The 18,297-nt window shown below is 45.7% G+C and carries 14 protein-coding genes; 6 read left to right on the top strand and 8 right to left on the bottom strand.

Translation table 11 applies throughout. The features are described from left to right. The first annotated feature begins 14 nt into the window (after positions 1-14). Genes ACYVGO_RS27485 through ACYVGO_RS27475 form a run of 3 tightly spaced genes read left to right on the top strand, consistent with a single transcriptional unit; the run spans position 15 to position 3,292 of the window. Positions 15-947, top strand: a complete 933-nt coding sequence (locus ACYVGO_RS27485; protein ID WP_460972012.1) for a sugar phosphate isomerase/epimerase family protein — start codon at positions 15-17, stop codon at positions 945-947. Between the two features lie 51 nt (positions 948-998). Beyond that, the gene (locus ACYVGO_RS27480) at positions 999-1,538 is read left to right on the top strand and encodes a gluconate 2-dehydrogenase subunit 3 family protein (protein WP_460972011.1); all 540 of its coding nucleotides are present in this window, start codon (positions 999-1,001) and stop codon (positions 1,536-1,538) included. 35 nt (positions 1,539-1,573) lie between these two features. After that, positions 1,574-3,292 carry a GMC oxidoreductase gene (locus ACYVGO_RS27475; RefSeq protein WP_460972010.1) on the top strand — a complete coding sequence of 573 codons (1,719 nt, stop codon included), beginning with the start codon at positions 1,574-1,576 and terminating at the stop codon, positions 3,290-3,292. A gap of 88 nt (positions 3,293-3,380) precedes the next feature. Here the strand turns inward: ACYVGO_RS27475 and ACYVGO_RS27470 are convergent, their stop codons facing one another. The 6 genes from ACYVGO_RS27470 to ACYVGO_RS27445 all read right to left on the bottom strand — a co-directional run bounded on the left by ACYVGO_RS27470 (position 3,381) and on the right by ACYVGO_RS27445 (position 10,729). Further along, on the bottom strand, positions 3,381-4,595 hold the full coding sequence (locus ACYVGO_RS27470; protein ID WP_460972009.1) for a glycosyltransferase: 1,215 nt from the start codon (positions 4,593-4,595) through the stop codon (positions 3,381-3,383). 276 nt (positions 4,596-4,871) lie between these two features. Next, positions 4,872-5,951 carry a glycosyltransferase family 4 protein gene (locus tag ACYVGO_RS27465; RefSeq protein WP_460972008.1) on the bottom strand — a complete coding sequence of 360 codons (1,080 nt, stop codon included), beginning with the start codon at positions 5,949-5,951 and terminating at the stop codon, positions 4,872-4,874. 47 nt (positions 5,952-5,998) lie between these two features. After that, positions 5,999-7,450 carry an O-antigen ligase family protein gene (locus ACYVGO_RS27460; RefSeq protein WP_142772734.1) on the bottom strand — a complete coding sequence of 484 codons (1,452 nt, stop codon included), beginning with the start codon at positions 7,448-7,450 and terminating at the stop codon, positions 5,999-6,001. Positions 7,451-7,814: 364 nt separating this feature from the next. Then, positions 7,815-8,756, bottom strand: a complete 942-nt coding sequence (locus ACYVGO_RS27455) for a glycosyltransferase family 2 protein (protein WP_460972007.1) — start codon at positions 8,754-8,756, stop codon at positions 7,815-7,817. Beyond that, the gene (locus ACYVGO_RS27450; RefSeq protein WP_460972006.1) at positions 8,735-9,883 is read right to left on the bottom strand and encodes a sugar transferase; all 1,149 of its coding nucleotides are present in this window, start codon (positions 9,881-9,883) and stop codon (positions 8,735-8,737) included. Before ACYVGO_RS27450 ends, ACYVGO_RS27455 begins: the two co-directional genes overlap by 22 nt. A gap of 336 nt (positions 9,884-10,219) precedes the next feature. Continuing rightward, the gene (locus tag ACYVGO_RS27445; protein ID WP_142772737.1) at positions 10,220-10,729 is read right to left on the bottom strand and encodes a response regulator transcription factor; all 510 of its coding nucleotides are present in this window, start codon (positions 10,727-10,729) and stop codon (positions 10,220-10,222) included. A 419-nt stretch (positions 10,730-11,148) separates the two neighbouring features. On the opposite strand from ACYVGO_RS27445, the gene ACYVGO_RS27440 reads away from it, so the two are divergent. Continuing rightward, positions 11,149-13,791, top strand: coding sequence for a hypothetical protein (locus ACYVGO_RS27440; RefSeq protein ID WP_460972005.1), 2,643 nt, complete (start codon positions 11,149-11,151; stop codon positions 13,789-13,791). Between the two features lie 84 nt (positions 13,792-13,875). On the opposite strand, the gene ACYVGO_RS27435 is transcribed toward ACYVGO_RS27440, so the two are convergent. Continuing rightward, entirely contained in the window at positions 13,876-14,013 is a 138-nt protein-coding gene (locus ACYVGO_RS27435) for a 30S ribosomal protein THX (protein WP_460972004.1), read from the bottom strand. Positions 14,014-14,094: 81 nt separating this feature from the next. Beyond that, positions 14,095-15,093: a glycoside hydrolase family 43 protein gene (locus tag ACYVGO_RS27430; protein ID WP_460972003.1), complete on the bottom strand. Its 999-nt coding sequence runs from the start codon at positions 15,091-15,093 to the stop codon at positions 14,095-14,097. Positions 15,094-15,567: 474 nt separating this feature from the next. On the opposite strand from ACYVGO_RS27430, the gene ACYVGO_RS27425 reads away from it, so the two are divergent. Then, complete coding sequence (locus ACYVGO_RS27425) at positions 15,568-16,707, top strand: FIST signal transduction protein (protein WP_460972002.1); 1,140 nt, start codon at positions 15,568-15,570, stop codon at positions 16,705-16,707. A gap of 3 nt (positions 16,708-16,710) precedes the next feature. Next, positions 16,711-18,240: an ATP-binding protein gene (locus ACYVGO_RS27420; protein WP_460972001.1), complete on the top strand. Its 1,530-nt coding sequence runs from the start codon at positions 16,711-16,713 to the stop codon at positions 18,238-18,240. The last annotated feature ends 57 nt before the right edge of the window (positions 18,241-18,297 follow it).

Raw genomic sequence — 18,297 nt, 5'->3', positions numbered from 1 at the left:
CCAGTCGATTTGCCATGAATACATCACGACGTGACTTCCTTAAAAATCTGGGCCTGACGACTGCCGGACTCGGTATCTTAAACGGCTTTCCGGTAGAGGGAGCTAGCTCATCTCCAGCTAAAAAAATGTTCTTCAACATTTCTCTGGCGGAATGGTCGTTACACCGAACATTGCAGGCTGGTAAGCTGACCAATATGGATTTTTCGGCGAAAGCCAAAAATGATTTTGGGATTAGTGCGGTGGAATACGTAGATCAGTTTTTCAAGGACAAAGCCAACGATCATAACTACCTGAGCGAGCTAAAGAAACGCTCCGACGACTTAGGGGTAAGAAACGTATTGATCATGGTCGATACGGCTGGACCGCTGGCTGACCTGGATGATGCCAAACGAAAACAGGGTGTCGAAAGCCACTACCAGTGGATTGATGCCGCCAACTTTTTAGGATGTCATTCCATACGGGTTAACCTTCGAGGAAAAGGCACCGCCGAAGAAGTAGCCAACGCTAGTGTAGATGGATTGGGCCGTTTAGCGGAATATGGGGCTAAAAACAAAATTGGCGTACTGGTTGAAAACCATGGAGGCTATTCATCAGATGGAAAATGGCTGAGCCGTGTGATGCGTCAGGTGAATAACCCATACGCGGGTACGTTGCCTGATTTCGACAATTTCAAGCTAACAGAAACGGAGGTATATGATCGTTATATAGGCGTAGAAGAGATGATGCCCTATGCCAAAGGCGTTAGCGCCAAGGCGCGGGACTTTGATGCGGAGGGAAATGAAACGACCATTGATTACAGGCGCTTGCTTCAGATTGTTAAAAAAGGCAGGACTTCGGCTTTCAACGGGTATGCCGGCATCGAATATTCGGGCAATCGCCTTAGCGAAGATGAGGGCATTCGTGCCACAAAGTTATTACTAGAGCGGGTAGGTCAACTCACTTCTTGATGAACTAATTGAGCAGACCCATTCGAATTTAAATCTTACAATACGTATAGTATGCAACGACGTTCTGCAGTTAAAAACTTAGCTATGGCACTAGGGGGCTTAGCTAGCCTTCCGGCCTGGGCTTCGGGCTGGACCCCCGACTCGATTGGCCATTTTTCTAGCTTGTCTCTCGATGAGGAAGCACTTTTAGGTGAAATTGTAGGGACAATTATTCCTGAAACTACTACCCCAGGTGCTAAATCGCTAAAAGTTCATCAGTTTGCCATGCGCATGATCAGGGATTGTCTGGGTGAACCTGCTCAATTACTTTTAACACAGGGGCTTACCCAGGCAGATTCATTGGCTCAACAAACGTATACGAAGGCATTTACAGACTGCGACGCTCCACAACGCATGGATGTGCTGTCTAAAATGGCTATATCGACAGACCCAACAGGTAAGCCGTTTATCGATATGATTAAAAAACTGACGATTCAGGGCTATATGAATTCGGAATATTACCTGGTCAATGTCGAGAAGTTTACGATGGCACCTGGTTTTTATCATGGCTGTGTACCTGTGCCTAAGCTAGCTGCCGATGGTAGCCGATAGTATAATTTTCCGCTTACCTTTTTCCTCGTTATTCCATGTCGTTTTTGAATATTGATTCAGTTAAAGACCGCACCTTCGATGCCATTGTCATTGGTTCAGGTATTAGCGGTGGCTGGGCAGCTAAGGAGCTAACCGGCAAAGGATTACGTACGCTGGTTCTGGAGCGTGGCCGCGATGTAAAGCACATTACCGATTATCCAACCACAATGATGCAGCCCTGGGAGTTTCAGCACCTGGGTCAGTTAACCAAAGAAATGAGAGAGGCAAACCCGATTGCCAGCCGCTGCTATGCATTTCGGGAGGATGCCACGCATTTCTTCATTAAAGATAATGAACACCCCTATGTGCAGGAAAAACCCTTCGACTGGATTCGAGGCTATCAGGTAGGAGGGAAGTCGCTGATGTGGGCACGAGGTACGCAGCGATGGTCGGATTTTGATTTTGAAGGACCTGCCCGCGATGGCTTTGCTGTAGACTGGCCAATTCGCTACGCTGATCTGGCACCCTGGTACAGCTATGTTGAGAAGTTTGCGGGGATTTCCGGGAATAAAGACGGGATCGCTACATTACCCGATGGCGAGTTTTTGCCTCCACACGAGCAATCCTGTGTTGAGAAACATTTTACCGGTGAAATAGCGAGACATTATAACGGTACTCGCCCCATTATCATTGGTCGCTGTGCACACCTGACAAAACCTCAGCCTATTCACTATCAGCAAGGTAGAGCTCAATGCCAAAACCGATCGCTTTGCCAACGGGGGTGCCCTTATGGCGGTTATTTTAGCAGTAACTCATCAACCTTACCCTGGGCGGCCAAAACGGGGAAGATGACCCTTCGTCCTGACTCAGTCGTGCATTCGATAATCTTTGACGATACGAAAAACAAGGCTACAGGGGTTCGGGTGATTGATGCGCATACCAAAGAAATGAAAGAGTATTACGCCCGGATCATTTTTGTAAATGCGGCCTGTCTGAACTCAAACCTGGTATTGTTGAACTCAAAATCAAACCGATTTCCAACCGGTTTAGGCAACGACAATGGCCTTCTGGGTAAATATGTAGCTTTCCATAACTTCCGTACCACTATTTCGGCTGAACACGAAGGTTTTCAGGACACCACTACCGAAGGGATTCGACCCAACAGCAGCTATGTTCCCCGTTTTCGCAATGTGTATAAACAGGAAACAGACTTCCTGCGTGGGTACGCAGCCGGGTTTGGTTCTAGTCGCATGACCAGCGTGGATACATCGGCAATGGGCGAAAACCTGAAGTCGAGCCTGATGCAGCCCAAATACGGTAACTGGCGTGTGAGTTCACATATGATGGGTGAAACGATTCCAAAGGAAAGCAACTATGTGACGCTCGACTCAAACCTGACGGATGCCTGGGGAATCCCTCAATTGAAAATTTCAGTAGCTTATGATGACAATGATGAGAAGATGATTCGGGATTTTCACGAGCAAATGTCTGAAATGCTGACAGTGGCTGGCTTCAAAAATATTGAAACCCACGACAAACCCGATAAAGCGCCGGGGCTGGATATCCACGAAATGAGTGGTGTTCGGATGGGGAAAGACCCGAAAACGTCGATGCTAAACAAGTGGAACCAACTTCATACATGCAAAAACGTGTTTGTTACGGATGGCGCCTGTATGACGTCTACATCTACTCAAAATCCATCTCTAACATTCATGGCGATTACAGCCCGCGCGGCTGATCATGCCGTGAAAGAAATGAGGAAGGGACTTTTGTAGATCTGGAGTCATACACACAGCGAGGTCCACCGATATGGTGGACCTCGCTGTGTTACTACCGTTTAGTGTTAAAACAGGCTACCCGGGATTAACCAGACACAGACTCAGTTGCCCAGGCTGCCGGTACCTTTTGAATAACGGCTTCAAACTCTTCTGCCCGCCTTGCCCATGAGTTGTTTTTTGCCATGGCAATTCGTGCTTGTACGCGTTCGGGCGCATCATCAGCCAGGGCCTTTCGTAGCGCCTGTGCGAAATCTGCCGGACTAGCAGCTAGTTCAACTACACCAGCGAAATCATCGAGTAGTGAAAACGGAGTGGAAACAACAGGTAAACCAGCCGCTAGATACTCATTGATTTTTAGTGGGTAAATGGTATACGTATGCTCATTACAAACAAACGGAATCATAGTAGCCTTCATCTTCGCCAGCAATGGAGGAAGCTCGGCTGGCTGATGAGGAGGAGTGAAAACAACGTTTGGATAAACGGCTAATAGCTTCGTTAAACTGGGCTCGTGAATTTCGCCAACAAATTGAAAGGTGACATCTGGCATCGTACGCACACAATATCCGACCAACTCAAGGTTGATCCGATTATCGGCGGTGCCCAGATAACCCACAATTGGTTTTTCAGGTACAGGTTCCTGTTGGGCTAATTGGTAAGCCTGATTAAATAACTCAAAATTGACCCCGTTTTTTACACAATAGGCATTCGGTTGCAGAAGTGACTTGGACCGGCGAAGGGTTTCGGATGTAGTAACGACAGCATCGACTTCCTGGAGATAGTCTGGCTCGTAACGGCTCCCGTGCCGACTCATCCAGTTAATAATGGTTATTTCGTCGAAACAGTAATAAATAGTGGCGCACTCGTTAAGCTGGTGTAGCATAGGAAGCCCAAACACCGGATTCAGTCCATTAATGACCAGTGGGCGGGTCATGTTCAACTGACGCATCACACGTCGAAGCCCCTTTATCAATCGGTTTACATTTTGCTGAACCAGTAAGTCGTGTGCTTTGGGAGACATCCAGTTGACAGGCAACATTAACGGAGGGGTCCATACATAGACCTCACTACCATTGGCAAAGGTTTTTTTGAGGAGCGGATTCTTTAAGCGAACGGTTTGCCGGACGGGCATATCCTGACGACCAGCTACACCCATTGCCCAGTCTTTAAGGGTATATTGATAATCGACGTACAAAACCCGGTGCCGAACCGATAATTCGGTCATCAATTGCACCACAGCTTTCTGAAAATCACCCTCCCAGGTTGTCTGGCCGAGGCAAACTATACTATCAAACTGTTGCATGTACGCAAGAAATAACGGCCTTTCTTCAGATGGACGAGAGCATTCAACAAAATCAACAGGAGTAGACAAGTTTGGATTACGCTATGCCAACACACACGTGAGCAAGATTCTGTATGGTAAAAATACGTCTTTACGAGCTTAATACAGATAAGCAATTATACTTAATTTTTGAATCTTTTTAACGTTGCCAAAGGAGGTGCTTGTATACTCAAAGGTGTATTCTGATCCCTTCGAATATTGCATGTATAAGTTATACTATTGAGTAAGAGGAATTTGTTATTTATTTAGAGAATTGGCATACACCGTGAGTAGCTTATTTGCAGTGGCCTCCCATGAAAATAAGGCGGCTCGTTTCAAGCCCTTGGCGCGTAATTCAGCACGGAGAGTTGGCTGTTTGATCAGCCGATCAATGCCTCTTATCATCTCTTCTACCGAATTCGGGTCAACTAATAAAGCGGCATCACCTGCTACTTCGGGCATCGACGATGTTGAGGATGTTAATACCGGTGTGCCACAGGCCATAGCTTCCAGGATTGGCAGGCCAAAACTTTCCCGCAATGAGGGGCATAAGAAAATTGTAGCGGCATTATAGACCAGTGGTAAAATGTAATTTGGTATATAGCCACACAAAATAATGTCGTTGGCCAGCGATTCTCCGTCAATCTCGCTAAGCAAATCAGTCAGGCTGGCAGCAGGTAAATTTGAGATCACGACTGGAAGCGAAAGCTTACCCTGTTGTTTGAGCCCCAACAACGCTTTTAATACGCCCTTGACATTCTTTTTAGGATCTGTGTTGCCCAGGAAGAAAATAAATTCTTTGGGCAGTTTATACTTTAATCGGACAATGTCAATCTGTTCTACATCATCAATGACATGAAACTGATTGCTCACCGCATTCCAAATGGCAACTACCCGTTCTGGAGACAGGTGAAGGTGTTCTACGATACGTTGTCGTTCAAAATGAGAAACGGTTATAATACGCTCACACTCCGCTACAATTCGTGGCACATTCCAGCGTCGGTACTGATTTCCAAACCGTTGATACCAGCTACCAGCCCGCAGCGGTTGGTTTTCCAGGAAAATAATATCATGAAGGGTTAGCACCAGTGGTACTGAACAGTGTAGCGGAGCTGTATTGGCCGTGCAATGCAGTAAGTCAATCCCATATTGTTTCACTGCCCTGGGCAATGCATATTGTTCCCATACCGGATAGGGGCCACCAGGCAGTTCTACAATTTCCATATTTGGCGCACTTGGTAACCCATCCCTATCGGCATCAGGCTTTACAAAAACAACAAACTCGTGTTGTGAACAAGTGGCTAACGCTCGAATCGTTTCGAGCGCTACGATGTCCATTCCGTGTTTATGGGGTCGTAGGAGACGTTGTGCTTCGATGCCGATTCTCATGCTAGTTGCTTTGGTGTGTCCCACCGTTCGCAGGTGGTAAATAGAAATGAATTGATAAACAAAATGGTACTGGTTGGAAACTGACCCAGGATCGGATTGGTGTAACTCACGACGCAAATGCCAACGAATTCGGCCAGGAGGGCAATCATGATCATGGCCACCCACGGGTCTTTGAGCTGCCAGACTTTTAAGGTGCCAATGAGAATAAAACCAAAAAGCATGAGTAAGTAAACCGTAAGGCCAACAACACCCGTTTCAATCCAGATTTGAACATACCAGCTATCGGTAGGTATCTGGGACGCAAAGTGGTTAGGTGAGAAGCGTTGCCCGGCACCGGATGAGGTACCGATGCCCGCACCGAATGGCTTGTCTTTCAGAAAGTTCCGAAGCTTTTGCTGGTTTTCCAGGCGCACTAAAAACGAGGCATCTTCAGTAGGGTGCAGGGCCGAGCGAATACGCCAGATTTGATAAACAGAGTCGCCAATGTGTGTAAAGAGCAGAATAGAAAGCACGGGTACGGCTACCATAAGCCCTCTTAGAATGTGTAGAGGATTTCGCTTCAGAACGAAATACGTAGGGAAACCACCTATTATGACAAATAAGGCTCCCCGGGTTCCAGAAACGGCAAACCCCCAGAAAACAATAAGGGCCAGGACTACATAAATAATACGGTTCAACCAGGAGTTGGTCTCAAAGAAGAAGATAAGACAAATAAGAGTTACCCCCGCCATTTCAGAACCAAACTGACCCGCATCGGAGTAGAAGGAGAAACTGCGGAGTTGACCCCATAGAATGTGTTGTTTCTCAGCACCAGCGGCCAGCCATCGGAGTTCGGCGGGTTCCAGGCCGATGTACTGCTGTTTGAATCCCCATAAAGCCGCCAGAAACGACCACACAAGCCATAGGATGCAAAGCCATTTAATGTCTCTTTTTGTAATCGGATTCACCGAAACGATAATAGCGATCAGGAACCAGCTTAATGAAAAGGAACGGGCGTGGTAAAACCAGGAGGAGGGGTGCGGATGTTCCGGATTAAAGTACTCCAGAATGGTAAACGACAGCCAAACGATCAAGATCCAGAACGCGGGCCGCCGGAGCCGCGTCCAATCCATTCGTTTTCCATTCAGGAACGTACTCAATAAGGTTAATACGAGTATTCCATCCAGTGCCGTACCAACGGCAAGCTCGACAGTAAGAAACCGAGTAAAGCCGATTAGAAAACTAAAATTTACATACGCCAGCAGCCCGATTCGCGGTTCAAGCAATATAGCCACTACCAAAATCAACCCAACAGGTACACCCACCGTCATCAGAGCACCCAAAACGCCCCACGAACCAATCAGCCAGCCTGCAAGTAGAGCAAACAGTAGACCCAGCAACGGTAAAACCCAACGGTTTTCGCGCCATGGGTCCGTGGTAAAAATCGTATGGTCAAGCGTGGTCTTCATTAACTCGTCATTTAGCTACTATGCCTGAGGTTTAACTAGCTTATTTACTGGCTCGTACAGGTTGCAGAGCGTTTTTCTCTGAAACCTGTCGATTTGCATAGAACCCGATCAGGGCATTGAGAAAAAAAACAGGAAGTATACTTATTAGACTCAAGTGGAAAAGAGGAGTCACCAATACACTTTCTGGGCTTCCTAAATGCGTGGACCAGATGACCGTTGATAGAAAAATCAGCGATGGGAAAAGCAAACAGATACGTCCCAACGCATGTAGGGCAATAGGCGTACTGCTTAACATGAGTGATTTAATTGCCTGAACGAAAGCCTTACTGTGATTGTGTGTCATTGCCTGTGCTGTGGTTAGAGTTTATACCGCTGATACACTAGTGGATGTTACATTCCAGAGTGCACCCCGGATAAAGGCTTTTGCGTGTTTTAATTTCCCGGTTATCGCGTAGGTAAACATGTGCTTGGGAACCACGAAAACGCCAAAGAACAAGTAGAAGACCAACCGCTGAAATGACGAGCAGTGCCGTCGCATAAACAGGATCCGATTGCGGGTTAGGTAGTAGGTTCTAAGTGTGCTATTCTGGCCAACCGAAGCCGATTCTTTATGCAGAATAGATGCGGTTGGTTGGTAATAAATAACAAACCCAGCATTTCGGATACGCTGCGACCAGTCGAGTTCTTCGTAATACAGAAAGAAACGTTCGGCAAAGCGGCCCACCTGCTCCACAACCTGTCGGCTTACCAGCATGGCACACCCATGAGCAAAGTAAGTTGGGTGGGGCTGGTCAAATCGGCCGTCATCTTTCTGATTAAAACCAATAGCTGTTGCCGTACCTGTATACAGATTTATCGGGTTATACCCCGCATACTGTACTAACTGAGGTGCATCAAAGAACTTGATCTTAGGGCAGGTAACGCCAACCTGTTTATTTTCACGGAATGGCGTTAGCAGTTCCTCTAGTACTGTTGGTGCCAGCTCAGTATCATTATTGACAATGAAGAAAAAATCACCTTTTGCTTCCTGTATGCCTAGATTGTTTCCACCCGTAAAACCTAGATTGACTTCACTTCGAATTAATCGGAGGTGCGCATACTCAGCCGGATCAAGATAATCGCTTAAAAGCTGGACAGAGGCATTATCGACTACAATAAGTTCATAGTTAGGGTAGGTTAGCTCCTTTACCGATTCCAGAAATTGGCGGGTTAGTTCAGCCTGGTTGTAGTTGATCGTAATGATCGACACGAGAGCCGACTCGCCGATGTGCTGCCCGCCATCGCCTATACGTTCTCTTTCTGCCATAAACTGAAAAAAGTCCTCCAGATTATCTGAAGGTCTGTTTTAAAGGAGAAGTTATTTGTGTATTCAATATCGAGTAAGGTTCGCTCCCGGTCAGACATTAGCCCCTGACCCTTTGCGCGCTTTTTTACCTGCCACAGGCCCGTTAAGCCAGCTGGGCCCGCAAATCGTTTCGCAAATTCATCGGAGGTCAGCTTTTCTGCTTCATAAAGCGGTAATGGACGATTGCCAACTAAAGACATATCGCCCAGCAGAATATTGACTAATTGGGGGAGCTCGTCAATGCTACTGTTCCGCAGGAAGGCACCAAATCGGGTAACGCGGGGGTCATTACGGAACTTCATGAACTTTGCTGAACTTTCTGATTCCTCCAGATATATTTTTTCGCAGATCGACCGATTATGGTCAATCAGTAACCGTTGGCAAGACAGGCCCTGCTCTTTACAGGTGCTACATAGCTTTTCTGCCCCGTTGAGATGTACGCCCTCGACTTTAGTCTGGGTATAAATATTTTGAGAGGCTAATTCGTTAAGCAGCTGGTCAGCTTTAACACTCATGGTTCGAAATTTGTACATATCGAAGACATGAAAATTTGCTCCGGCTCGCTTTGATCTGTAAATGATTGGACCTCTGGAATCCAGGAAAATAATCAGTGAGACCAGCAGCATGACGGGAGATAACAGAATCAGGATCGTCAGCGAAACGCTGATATCGATGAAGCGTTTCCACCAGGGCAGGCGGAAATGATGAACAACGGTGGGAGAAGTACCAGTTTCACGGAAGGCCCGAACCTGGCTATTTAAACCAAGGTAATAGTCTATTTTTGACTGAAGCTTGTAGTTCTCTTCATTGATGACCAAAATATCTGTAACGCCTGCCACCAGCGTTGTCTTTAGTAAGTGGGTCTCTCCAAAGCGACAGGTAACCAGAAAAGGAACCAAGCGGTAATCATCCTTATTCCGGACGATTGTTACCATAGCTTGTCCGCTATTTTTATCGGAGATGATTAGGTCTACTTTCTGGCTATCGGTTAACCATTTTTCTGCATCTTTCCCCTCTCTAAATCGCACTATTGAACAGGTTGCCCCAACAATGGTTGCAAGCCGGTTGGCGATCAGATCGTCTTCCATGACTAATAAGACACAAAACAATGGCATTCGTTTTACTTAAAATTGAGTTGTATGAACGTCCGGTGATTGCCGATTCGGTGGTAGTATCCTCCACTGTGTAACGAGTTGTTACCAGACAGAAAATAACCGATGATACCTTAAGAATCTCTCAAGGTGACATGTATTAATTCTTATTTTTTCTCAAAAAAATCCCAGAAATGTAGAGGTGTATTGATCAGATTCAGCTTGGGAGTGCTTTTGTGAGTTGACTTAATTTGCTGACATACGCTTTCATGATTAATTGAGTGAATAGGTAGCTGAGTTGAGCCAGCATACCATCTCAATTAATCAATAAAACTAGGCGCTTTGCGGTAGTGCGTAGCTGCCGAACAGCATAGAAAGAATCCGGGATTTTTGTTGCCAGAATGGCTTAGCGTCGGACTGTACCGGTGCAGGTACTAATCGTCTCTGAGGTTCCTCAATCGGTGAATCTGCGCGCCGTAATAGAGCGTGTAGTTTGGCTTTAACTTCAAGCGGATTAAATGGCTTTGACAGAAAAGCATCAACACCTTGCTCCAGACACTGAATTCGAGTAGCACTGTCAGGTACATTTGAGAGAATAACCACAGGCGTTTGAGACGCTAATCGGCTCATCCGAATAAGCTTGGTTAATTCCAGACCATTAAAGAATGCCAGGTCCAGCTCTGTAAGTACACAGTCAAATCGATTACCCTGGATTAACAGGCGGGCTGCTTCCTGCCCGGTACTAGCCACTGTAATCTTAAAATCTTTAGTAAGCGTCTGTACAAGTATATCAACCACGTATGGATTTTCGTCCACGATAAGTAAGTGGTGCTTGGCGTTCATTTTATTAATATTTAAAATTACTTATGGGTTAGATTTTGAATTTTTAGACTAGGTGGCAAATCGCTGGTTACTTTTTATACTAAAAAAAACCGCCACATCAACACTTACCATACCGGCCATGTAGGCTGAATAAGCAGTTAATGAAAGTCGGTTGGGATTATGTTTTATTAAAATAAATAGCTGATAATTAGACTACTAACTGTTGTGTTGGTAGCAATTTGTAAGCCATTACGGTTGGCCCACTCATCGGGTAGGGTCAAACTGAGTAAAATCCAAAATTGATTAAGCGGTAGGTAGTTTATCGAAGTTTTAATGCCCTTTAATCCTATCAACTGGCATTATTAGCCGCTAACAATCTCTGCTTACCCTGTCCATTTTGCTACAAAGCCGTATCTTTGGACTATGTATCAGTTGATTTTATGAACCAAACTACCCCTTTCCAACCGCGTTGGCAGACCCGCCTGCGCCCACACCTGATTGCTGTACTAGGATTACTCGTGCTGGCTATTATGTACTTCTCGCCGGTTTTATCAGGGAAGACGCTATCTATGCACGACGTACAGGAAGCGTCTGCATCAGCGCGCGAAATTCGTGAAATCACGCAGCAAACGGGCGAGAAGCCACTCTGGACTGATGCTGTTTTTAGCGGCATGCCAGGCTACATGATCGACTTTAATTACCCCTATATTCTGGTCTATAAAGCCGTAATGGGCGTCGTTAACATACTGCCAAACACGGCTAGCATCATCTTCGTGGTGATGCTGAGTATGTATATTCTATTAGTGGTCCTTGGCTGTAATTCATGGCTCTCGGTACTTGGAGCCGTTGCCTACGGATTTGGAACATTCAGTATTGTTAGTCTGGAAGCAGGGCACGTTTCAAAGCTCTTTGCGCTAGGCTACGGAGCGGGCATGCTGGCGGGTGTGATTCTGGCGCTTCGGGGGCGGTACTGGGTTGGCGCTGCACTCATGGGTTTCTTTATGTGTATGGAACTGGGGGCCAATCATATTCAGATCACCTATTACCTATTTATGACGATTGGGCTGTATGTACTCATTGAGAGTATTGCTTTGATTCGGGCGGGGAAAGGCCGTCAGCTTGCTTTTGGTTTGGCAACGCTGGCAGTGGCTGTTGCCCTGGGAGCCGGGAGCTTTGGCAAGCGTTTGCTGGTGCTGAATCAGTATACGAAAGAAACAATTCGGGGAAAGTCAGAACTGACCGCTAAGACAACCAATCCAGATGGTAAGGCACCAAGTAGTGAGTCGAAAGGTGGGCTGGATAAAGACTATGCGTTTAGTTATAGTTACGGTAAAGCCGAAACATTGACATTACTTATCCCAAATGCCGCTGGAGGAGCTTCGTCCGGGGGAGGGTTGTCTACGGATTCGGAATTTTATAAGGCCATGACGAGCCGAGGTATTGATCCATCAGCTGCAAAACAAATGGCCGAACTGGGCGCACCAACCTACTGGGGCGACCAACCCATTGTAGGCGGACCTGCCTATGCAGGGGCAGCGTTGTTGTTCCTGTTTGTATTGGGGATGTTTGTTATTCGTGGGTCGATCCGTTGGTGGCTCATCAGTGCAGCTTTACTGATGATTATGCTGGCCTGGGGTAAAAATCTGCTGTTTTTTAATGAATTTCTATTTGATAATCTGCCCTATCTGAACAAGTTCAGAGCCATGACCATGGCTCTTTGTCTGGCCCAGTTATTTTTTGCCGCCGGTGCTGCATTAGGGCTTCAAACGATAGTTAATCAGAAATTGACCTTTGCTCAATTGCGGCAACCGCTGCTGATTAGTCTCGGACTAACGGCGGGTGTTGCGCTTGTTTTAGCAATAGCCGGGGGGGCATTCTTTTCGTTCCAGTCGCCAAATGACAGCCGAATTTTATCCAGTATTTTCGGTGAAGCAGGTAAGGAGTTTCAGGGTGCTCTTATTAGCGACCGGCAGAGTCTTCTACGCTCCGATGCATTCCGGTCTATAATCCTGATTTTATTGGCCGCTGGCACCGTCTGGCTGTTTATTACCGATAAAATCAAGTCAGTAATCTTTTATCCGCTGGTGCTGACAATCGTTGTTTTTGATTTGTTCTCGGTCGATAAACGCTTTCTGAACAGTGCCGATTTTATCTCAAAAACCGTAGCCAGCGTTCTCTTTGAACCAACAGCTGCCGATCAGCAGATTTTGCAGGATAAATCCCTGGATTACCGCGTATTTGATCAGACAGGCTCCTTTATGGAAACCAACCGAACGTCGTATTTTCACCGATCCATTGGGGGGTATAATACGACCCGATTACGGCGCTATAATGAGTTGATCAACTTCGCTTTTCAACCAAATACGCTGAATATCCTGAATATGCTGAATGCAAAGTATGTTATTCAGCCTGGGCAACCGGATCCGGCCAATCCACAGCAACAGCCTGCCGGTCCCGTTGTTATTCCCAATCCCGAAGTGTTGGGGGCGGCCTGGTTTGTAGGAACCGTACAACAGGTAGCTAATGCCGACGAAGAAATTGCGGCCATGAAAACACTGAACCCACGTGATTCGGCCGTGGTTGATAAACGATTTGCTCCCGAGCTTGGTAATTTACCAGCTACGATGGATCATACGGGTAGCTCAATTCAATTGACGAGCTATCGCCCTGACAAGTTAATTTACCAAACCAATGCTACCCGCGATGGGCTGGCTGTTTTCTCGGAAGTTTATTATAGAGGAAATGAGGATTGGCAGGCCTTTATTGACGGTAAACCTGCTCAGCATCTTCGGGCCAATTACGTGTTACGAGCTATGCGAATCCCAGCGGGTAAACACACGATTGAGTTTCGGTTTGATCCGCCCTTAGCCCGTACTGGCGATACCGTAGATCTGGTATGCAATGTGTTATTACTTCTACTAATCGGCTTTGTTATTTTCCATGAGGGCCGTAGCCGACGTTCTGAATCAATACCTGAGTCGGACCCAATTGTACCTGTTGTACCAGAACTGCCCATAGCTACTCCGCAGCCAGCAAAAACGACGCCACCACAACGCAAGACGGGCGGTGCGAGAACACGTTGATTGAGTAACATACTGAAGTTTACACATCAACAAAAAAGCATCGCTGTTTTCAATAGCGATGCTTTTTTGTTGATGTGTATTGTATTAGGCTTGGGCCTCTGGTTCCGGTTTGGAAATCTCCGATTTTGGTGCTGTTGTTTTGGCAACAACTCTAGGACGACTAATGCCATATGAACCTCTTGCAATCTTTCCTTTGCGGGACTTTATATCGCCTTTACCCATAATTTAACCGGCTTTAGTTTACCGTATCTGGTTACTACGTGTAAACCTACCCGTTCGTTCATTCTGGGAACTAGGAACTGGTTATTTTAGCGCTCGAGCCTCAACGCCTTCAACGGTAATTTTGACGGGTTTAATAGCGCCCTGGTCGTCAAAATACATACGGTCGATGCACGTTTCACGATGGTTCCCATCCGTTTCGGTTAACGGACGCCGGTGGTAAACGATGTACCACTCATCCGTTCCGGGTACCTGAATAACCGAATGGTGGCCTGCTCCGGTGGCTACAGTAGGATCTTGTTGCAAAATCTTACCAACCCGCTCAAACGGGCCAAAGGGGGAGTTGGAGACTGCGTAAGCAACAGAGTAGTTCGGCCCAGTCCAGCCGCCTTCAGACCACATAAAGTAATACTTTCCATTCCGGACGAACATGGTGGGGCCTTCAACGTATCCTTTAGGCGTTATTTCTCGAAATAGTGTCCCGTCAGCGAATGGAAGCAAACCCGTGAAGTCGTCTTTTAAGCGGGCAATATTACAATGGCTCCATCCACCATACAGCAGATAATATTGACCGTCTCTATCTTTAAATACGTACTGGTCAATGGGTTGTGCACCATTATGAATCTGTCCAACTAAAGGTTTGCCCAGATAATCGCGGAATGGGCCAGCTGGGTTGTCTGCAACGGCCACCCCAATGCCACCCACTTCTTTTTTATCATCATGAATGTCGTTGGCCCCAAAGAATAAAAAATACTTACCTCCCTTTTCGATAATGGCTGGAGCCCACATGGCTCGTTTTGCCCATTTTACTGCCGTTGAGTCCAGAATTCGGCTATGTTTGGTCCAGGTGACTAAATCCGAGGAGGAAAAGGCATCGAAAAATATCTGCTGGTTGTAGGGTGCTGAGTAAGTTGGGTAGATCCAGTAAGTTTTTCCAAAAATAACTCCTTCAGGATCAGCGTACCAGCCCGGGAAAACTGGATTGCCCGCTCGTTTTACCGACGACTTTGCGGGTTGAGCCAATGAAAATGTGGTGCATAGAATTGATAAAAGAAGGAGAATGCAGAATCGTGAAAGCGACATACGGTATAAATTGAAAACTGATCTGTAAAAGTAAAACTGAATCGGAAACTTGTGGCATTATAATTGGTCAACTAGTCAGTAAGGCATAAAGTACTTACTTATAACCTATCGTGTGCCTTGCTGATAATCACGCTTTGGTTTAGGCTGGTTATTATGAGAACTGATTATGGTTAATACAGGGTAGGCTTGTTTTACTTTACGCGTGAAGTAAGTACTCAAATACCATCTAAGTAACTTAGCAAAGTATGTCGGATTCGCCTTTTTAGGGAGATAAATTTGTAGTATAGCTACATTTAGTTTATGAAGAATAAGTAAACTTGTCAATTTCATTGTTTTTGTATTCCATTTATCAAGAAAGGAAAAATAAATAGCTGTAGGGCCTTCTACTAAATAATTTATTTACTTTTTTTGGTAGTTTTGTTAATAAATGAAATCGAGTTATATATTGTCTTGAATTTGCTATAAGCGATTTTTATGAAAATAAGGCAAGCGAAGTTTTCGAATACTAGTTGGGACGCAATTTCTGAAACTCCTGGCTTTCTGCCTGAGAAAGCATCATTAGTTTTGGCATTCGGTGAGCGAAAGCTGTTAGAAAAGACAGATCCACATGAGTATTTAAAAGAGCAATACCCCAATGCTCAGATTATCATTAACTCTACATCTGGAGAAATTATAGGTGAAAAGGTTTATGATGATACGATAGTTGTTACGGCCATTGAATTTGAAAAGACAACGGTCCGGACTGTACAGTTTGATATTAGTAATCATAAGGAAAGCTATGCGGTCGGCGAAAAACTGGCCCGCGCTCTGGATGAGGAAACTTTGTTAGCCATTATTCTCATATCGGATGGTGGTGTTGTGAATGGAAGTGAGTTAATTGAAGCGAGTAATCGATGGTTAAGCCACCCAGTTCCTGTTATAGGCGGTCTCGCTGGTGATGCAGGCCGTTTCGAGCGAACCCTGGTTGGGGCCAATCAGAATCCGGTATCTGGTAAAGTAGTGGGCATTGGGCTGTATGGTAATGACTTGAAAATCGGTCATGGCACAATGGGCGGATGGGATGTATTTGGCCCCGAACGTGAAGTGACGAAGTCCGTTTATAATGAATTGTATCAGATTGATGACCGGGATGCCCTGGACTTATATAAAGATTACCTGGGAAGATATGCTGAAGGACTACCTGGAACAGCATTGCTTTTCCCCTTATCTATTCGTATCTCGCCCGATTCTCAGCCGCTTGTGCGAACGATTCTGTCGATTAACGAAACCACAAAAAGTATGACATTCGCTGGCGATATACCAGAAGGGGCCTGTGTTCGGTTTATGCGGGCTAACCTGGACCGACTGGTGGAAGCCTCGGCGCTAGCCGCTCAGAATGCGCTTACTCAATTAGGAAAAACGCCCGAACTGGCTATACTCATTAGCTGTGTTGGGCGTAAATTGGTATTAGGGCAACGTACAGAAGAAGAAGTGGAAGTTGCAAGTGATATTTTTGGTAATCAACTCTATATGACGGGCTTTTATTCGTATGGCGAAATCGCACCAGCCGGACCGGCATCACCAGGAGAACTTCATAATCAAACCATGACTATAACTATCCTTTCTGAGCAGTAAATTATGGAAGAAAGTAAGTTACATAAAACACTGGCACGCCAAATTCACCGGCATTTGACAGAAGAGAGTTTGCAGGACAAGAACTTACAACAGTTTATACAGGCGGTCAATGAGTCTTACCAGAGTTTTGATCGTGACAAAGAATTGCTGGAACATTCAGCTTTAGTGAACGATCGGGAGTACACAGAAATAAATCAGAAGCTTAAGGAAGAAGTTAGTCAGCGACGTCAATCTGTCGAAAAACTGATCGGCGCAATTGAGTTAATTGAAGTGCCGGAAGGGGATGCCATTGCTGATTTTGACCCTAATAATCTAGTCGGTTTGGTTAATTTTCTGCAGCGTCAGATTGAGTACCGAAAAACAATTGAAGCCGAATTGCGGCAAGCTAAAGAAGTAGCTGAAAATGCTACGCAGGCTAAGTCGGATTTTCTGTCGATGATGAGCCACGAAATCCGAACACCGCTGAACGGAATTGTGGGTATGACGTACCTGATGTTGCAGGAAGAAGTCCCTCCGTCAATGACAGAAAATCTGAAAACGCTCCAGTTTTCAATCGAACATCTTCAGGCTTTAATCAACGATATTCTGGATTTTAGCAAGATAGAAGCCGGCAAAGTTGAATTGGAAGAGATTACGTTTGACTTCCGGCAACTTGTATCAAACATTAAACGGGCTCAGCAGGCAAAAGCACAGGAGAAAGGGAATCGGATTCGGTTGATGATTGACGATGACATACCGAATGCCCTCGTTGGTGACTCACTTCGGATTGGTCAGGTACTCACAAATCTGGTATCGAACGCCATTAAATTTACCCAGCAGGGAACCATTTCTATTGAACTGGCGCTTGAGCACCGAACAGACGATAAGGCTTCTATTTATGTGTCTGTACAGGATACAGGGATTGGTATTGCACCAGACAAACAGGAGGCTATCTTCACTATGTTTACGCAGGCCAATTCAGCAACGACCCGTAAGTTTGGTGGAACAGGGTTAGGTCTGGTTATTACTAAAAAACTGCTGGAGCTATATGGAAGCGCCATTCAGGTAGAAAGCCAGGAAGGTAAAGGAGCCACATTCTCGTTTACGCTGAATTTGCCAATTAGTACAACCGCGGCTCCAATCATATCTGTAACGGATGCTGTTGATGATAAAACCCTGAAAGGATTACGGGTATTATTGGTAGAAGATTACCCCGTTAATGTGAAAGTGGCTTTAAAGTTTTTAAATAAGTGGGGGATTGAAGTGGATACCGCAGAAAATGGGCTTATAGGGGTCAACAAATGCCGGGACACGCAATTTGATTTGGTATTAATGGATTTGCAGATGCCTGTCATGGATGGGTATACAGCCGCGGCAGAGATCAGAAAAATGAATGCAACAATTCCAATTATTGCACTGACCGCATCCGCTACATTTAGTAACAGAGATCGAGCAGTTCTTGTGGGTATGGATGATTACGTTACAAAGCCGTTTAACCCAAAGGATTTATTTAATAAGATCGCTAAATACAGCCAACGCCAGGTTAATATTTAGTGACTTACATACGCTGGCTTAAACGATTCTGTGGATTTTGTAGAGCCCAAAAGCAGC

This window comes from Spirosoma migulaei (assembly GCF_054776855.1).
The sequence above is the reverse complement of the archived record's forward strand: the minus strand, read 5'-3'. Positions and strand labels throughout refer to the sequence as shown.

Coding starts and splice junctions, on each gene's coding strand:
- ACYVGO_RS27435 (WP_460972004.1), bottom strand. CDS start 14,013: ATGGGTAAAGGCGATATAAAGTCCCGCAAAGGAAAGATTGCAAGAGGT.
- ACYVGO_RS27460 (WP_142772734.1), bottom strand. CDS start 7,450: ATGAAGACCACGCTTGACCATACGATTTTTACCACGGACCCATGGCGC.
- ACYVGO_RS27465 (WP_460972008.1), bottom strand. CDS start 5,951: ATGGACATCGTAGCGCTCGAAACGATTCGAGCGTTAGCCACTTGTTCA.
- ACYVGO_RS27470 (WP_460972009.1), bottom strand. CDS start 4,595: ATGCAACAGTTTGATAGTATAGTTTGCCTCGGCCAGACAACCTGGGAG.
- ACYVGO_RS27440 (WP_460972005.1), top strand. CDS start 11,149: ATGAACCAAACTACCCCTTTCCAACCGCGTTGGCAGACCCGCCTGCGC.
- ACYVGO_RS27485 (WP_460972012.1), top strand. CDS start 15: ATGAATACATCACGACGTGACTTCCTTAAAAATCTGGGCCTGACGACT.
- ACYVGO_RS27475 (WP_460972010.1), top strand. CDS start 1,574: ATGTCGTTTTTGAATATTGATTCAGTTAAAGACCGCACCTTCGATGCC.
- ACYVGO_RS27430 (WP_460972003.1), bottom strand. CDS start 15,093: ATGTCGCTTTCACGATTCTGCATTCTCCTTCTTTTATCAATTCTATGC.
- ACYVGO_RS27480 (WP_460972011.1), top strand. CDS start 999: ATGCAACGACGTTCTGCAGTTAAAAACTTAGCTATGGCACTAGGGGGC.
- ACYVGO_RS27425 (WP_460972002.1), top strand. CDS start 15,568: ATGAAAATAAGGCAAGCGAAGTTTTCGAATACTAGTTGGGACGCAATT.
- ACYVGO_RS27455 (WP_460972007.1), bottom strand. CDS start 8,756: ATGGCAGAAAGAGAACGTATAGGCGATGGCGGGCAGCACATCGGCGAG.
- ACYVGO_RS27450 (WP_460972006.1), bottom strand. CDS start 9,883: ATGGAAGACGATCTGATCGCCAACCGGCTTGCAACCATTGTTGGGGCA.
- ACYVGO_RS27445 (WP_142772737.1), bottom strand. CDS start 10,729: ATGAACGCCAAGCACCACTTACTTATCGTGGACGAAAATCCATACGTG.
- ACYVGO_RS27420 (WP_460972001.1), top strand. CDS start 16,711: ATGGAAGAAAGTAAGTTACATAAAACACTGGCACGCCAAATTCACCGG.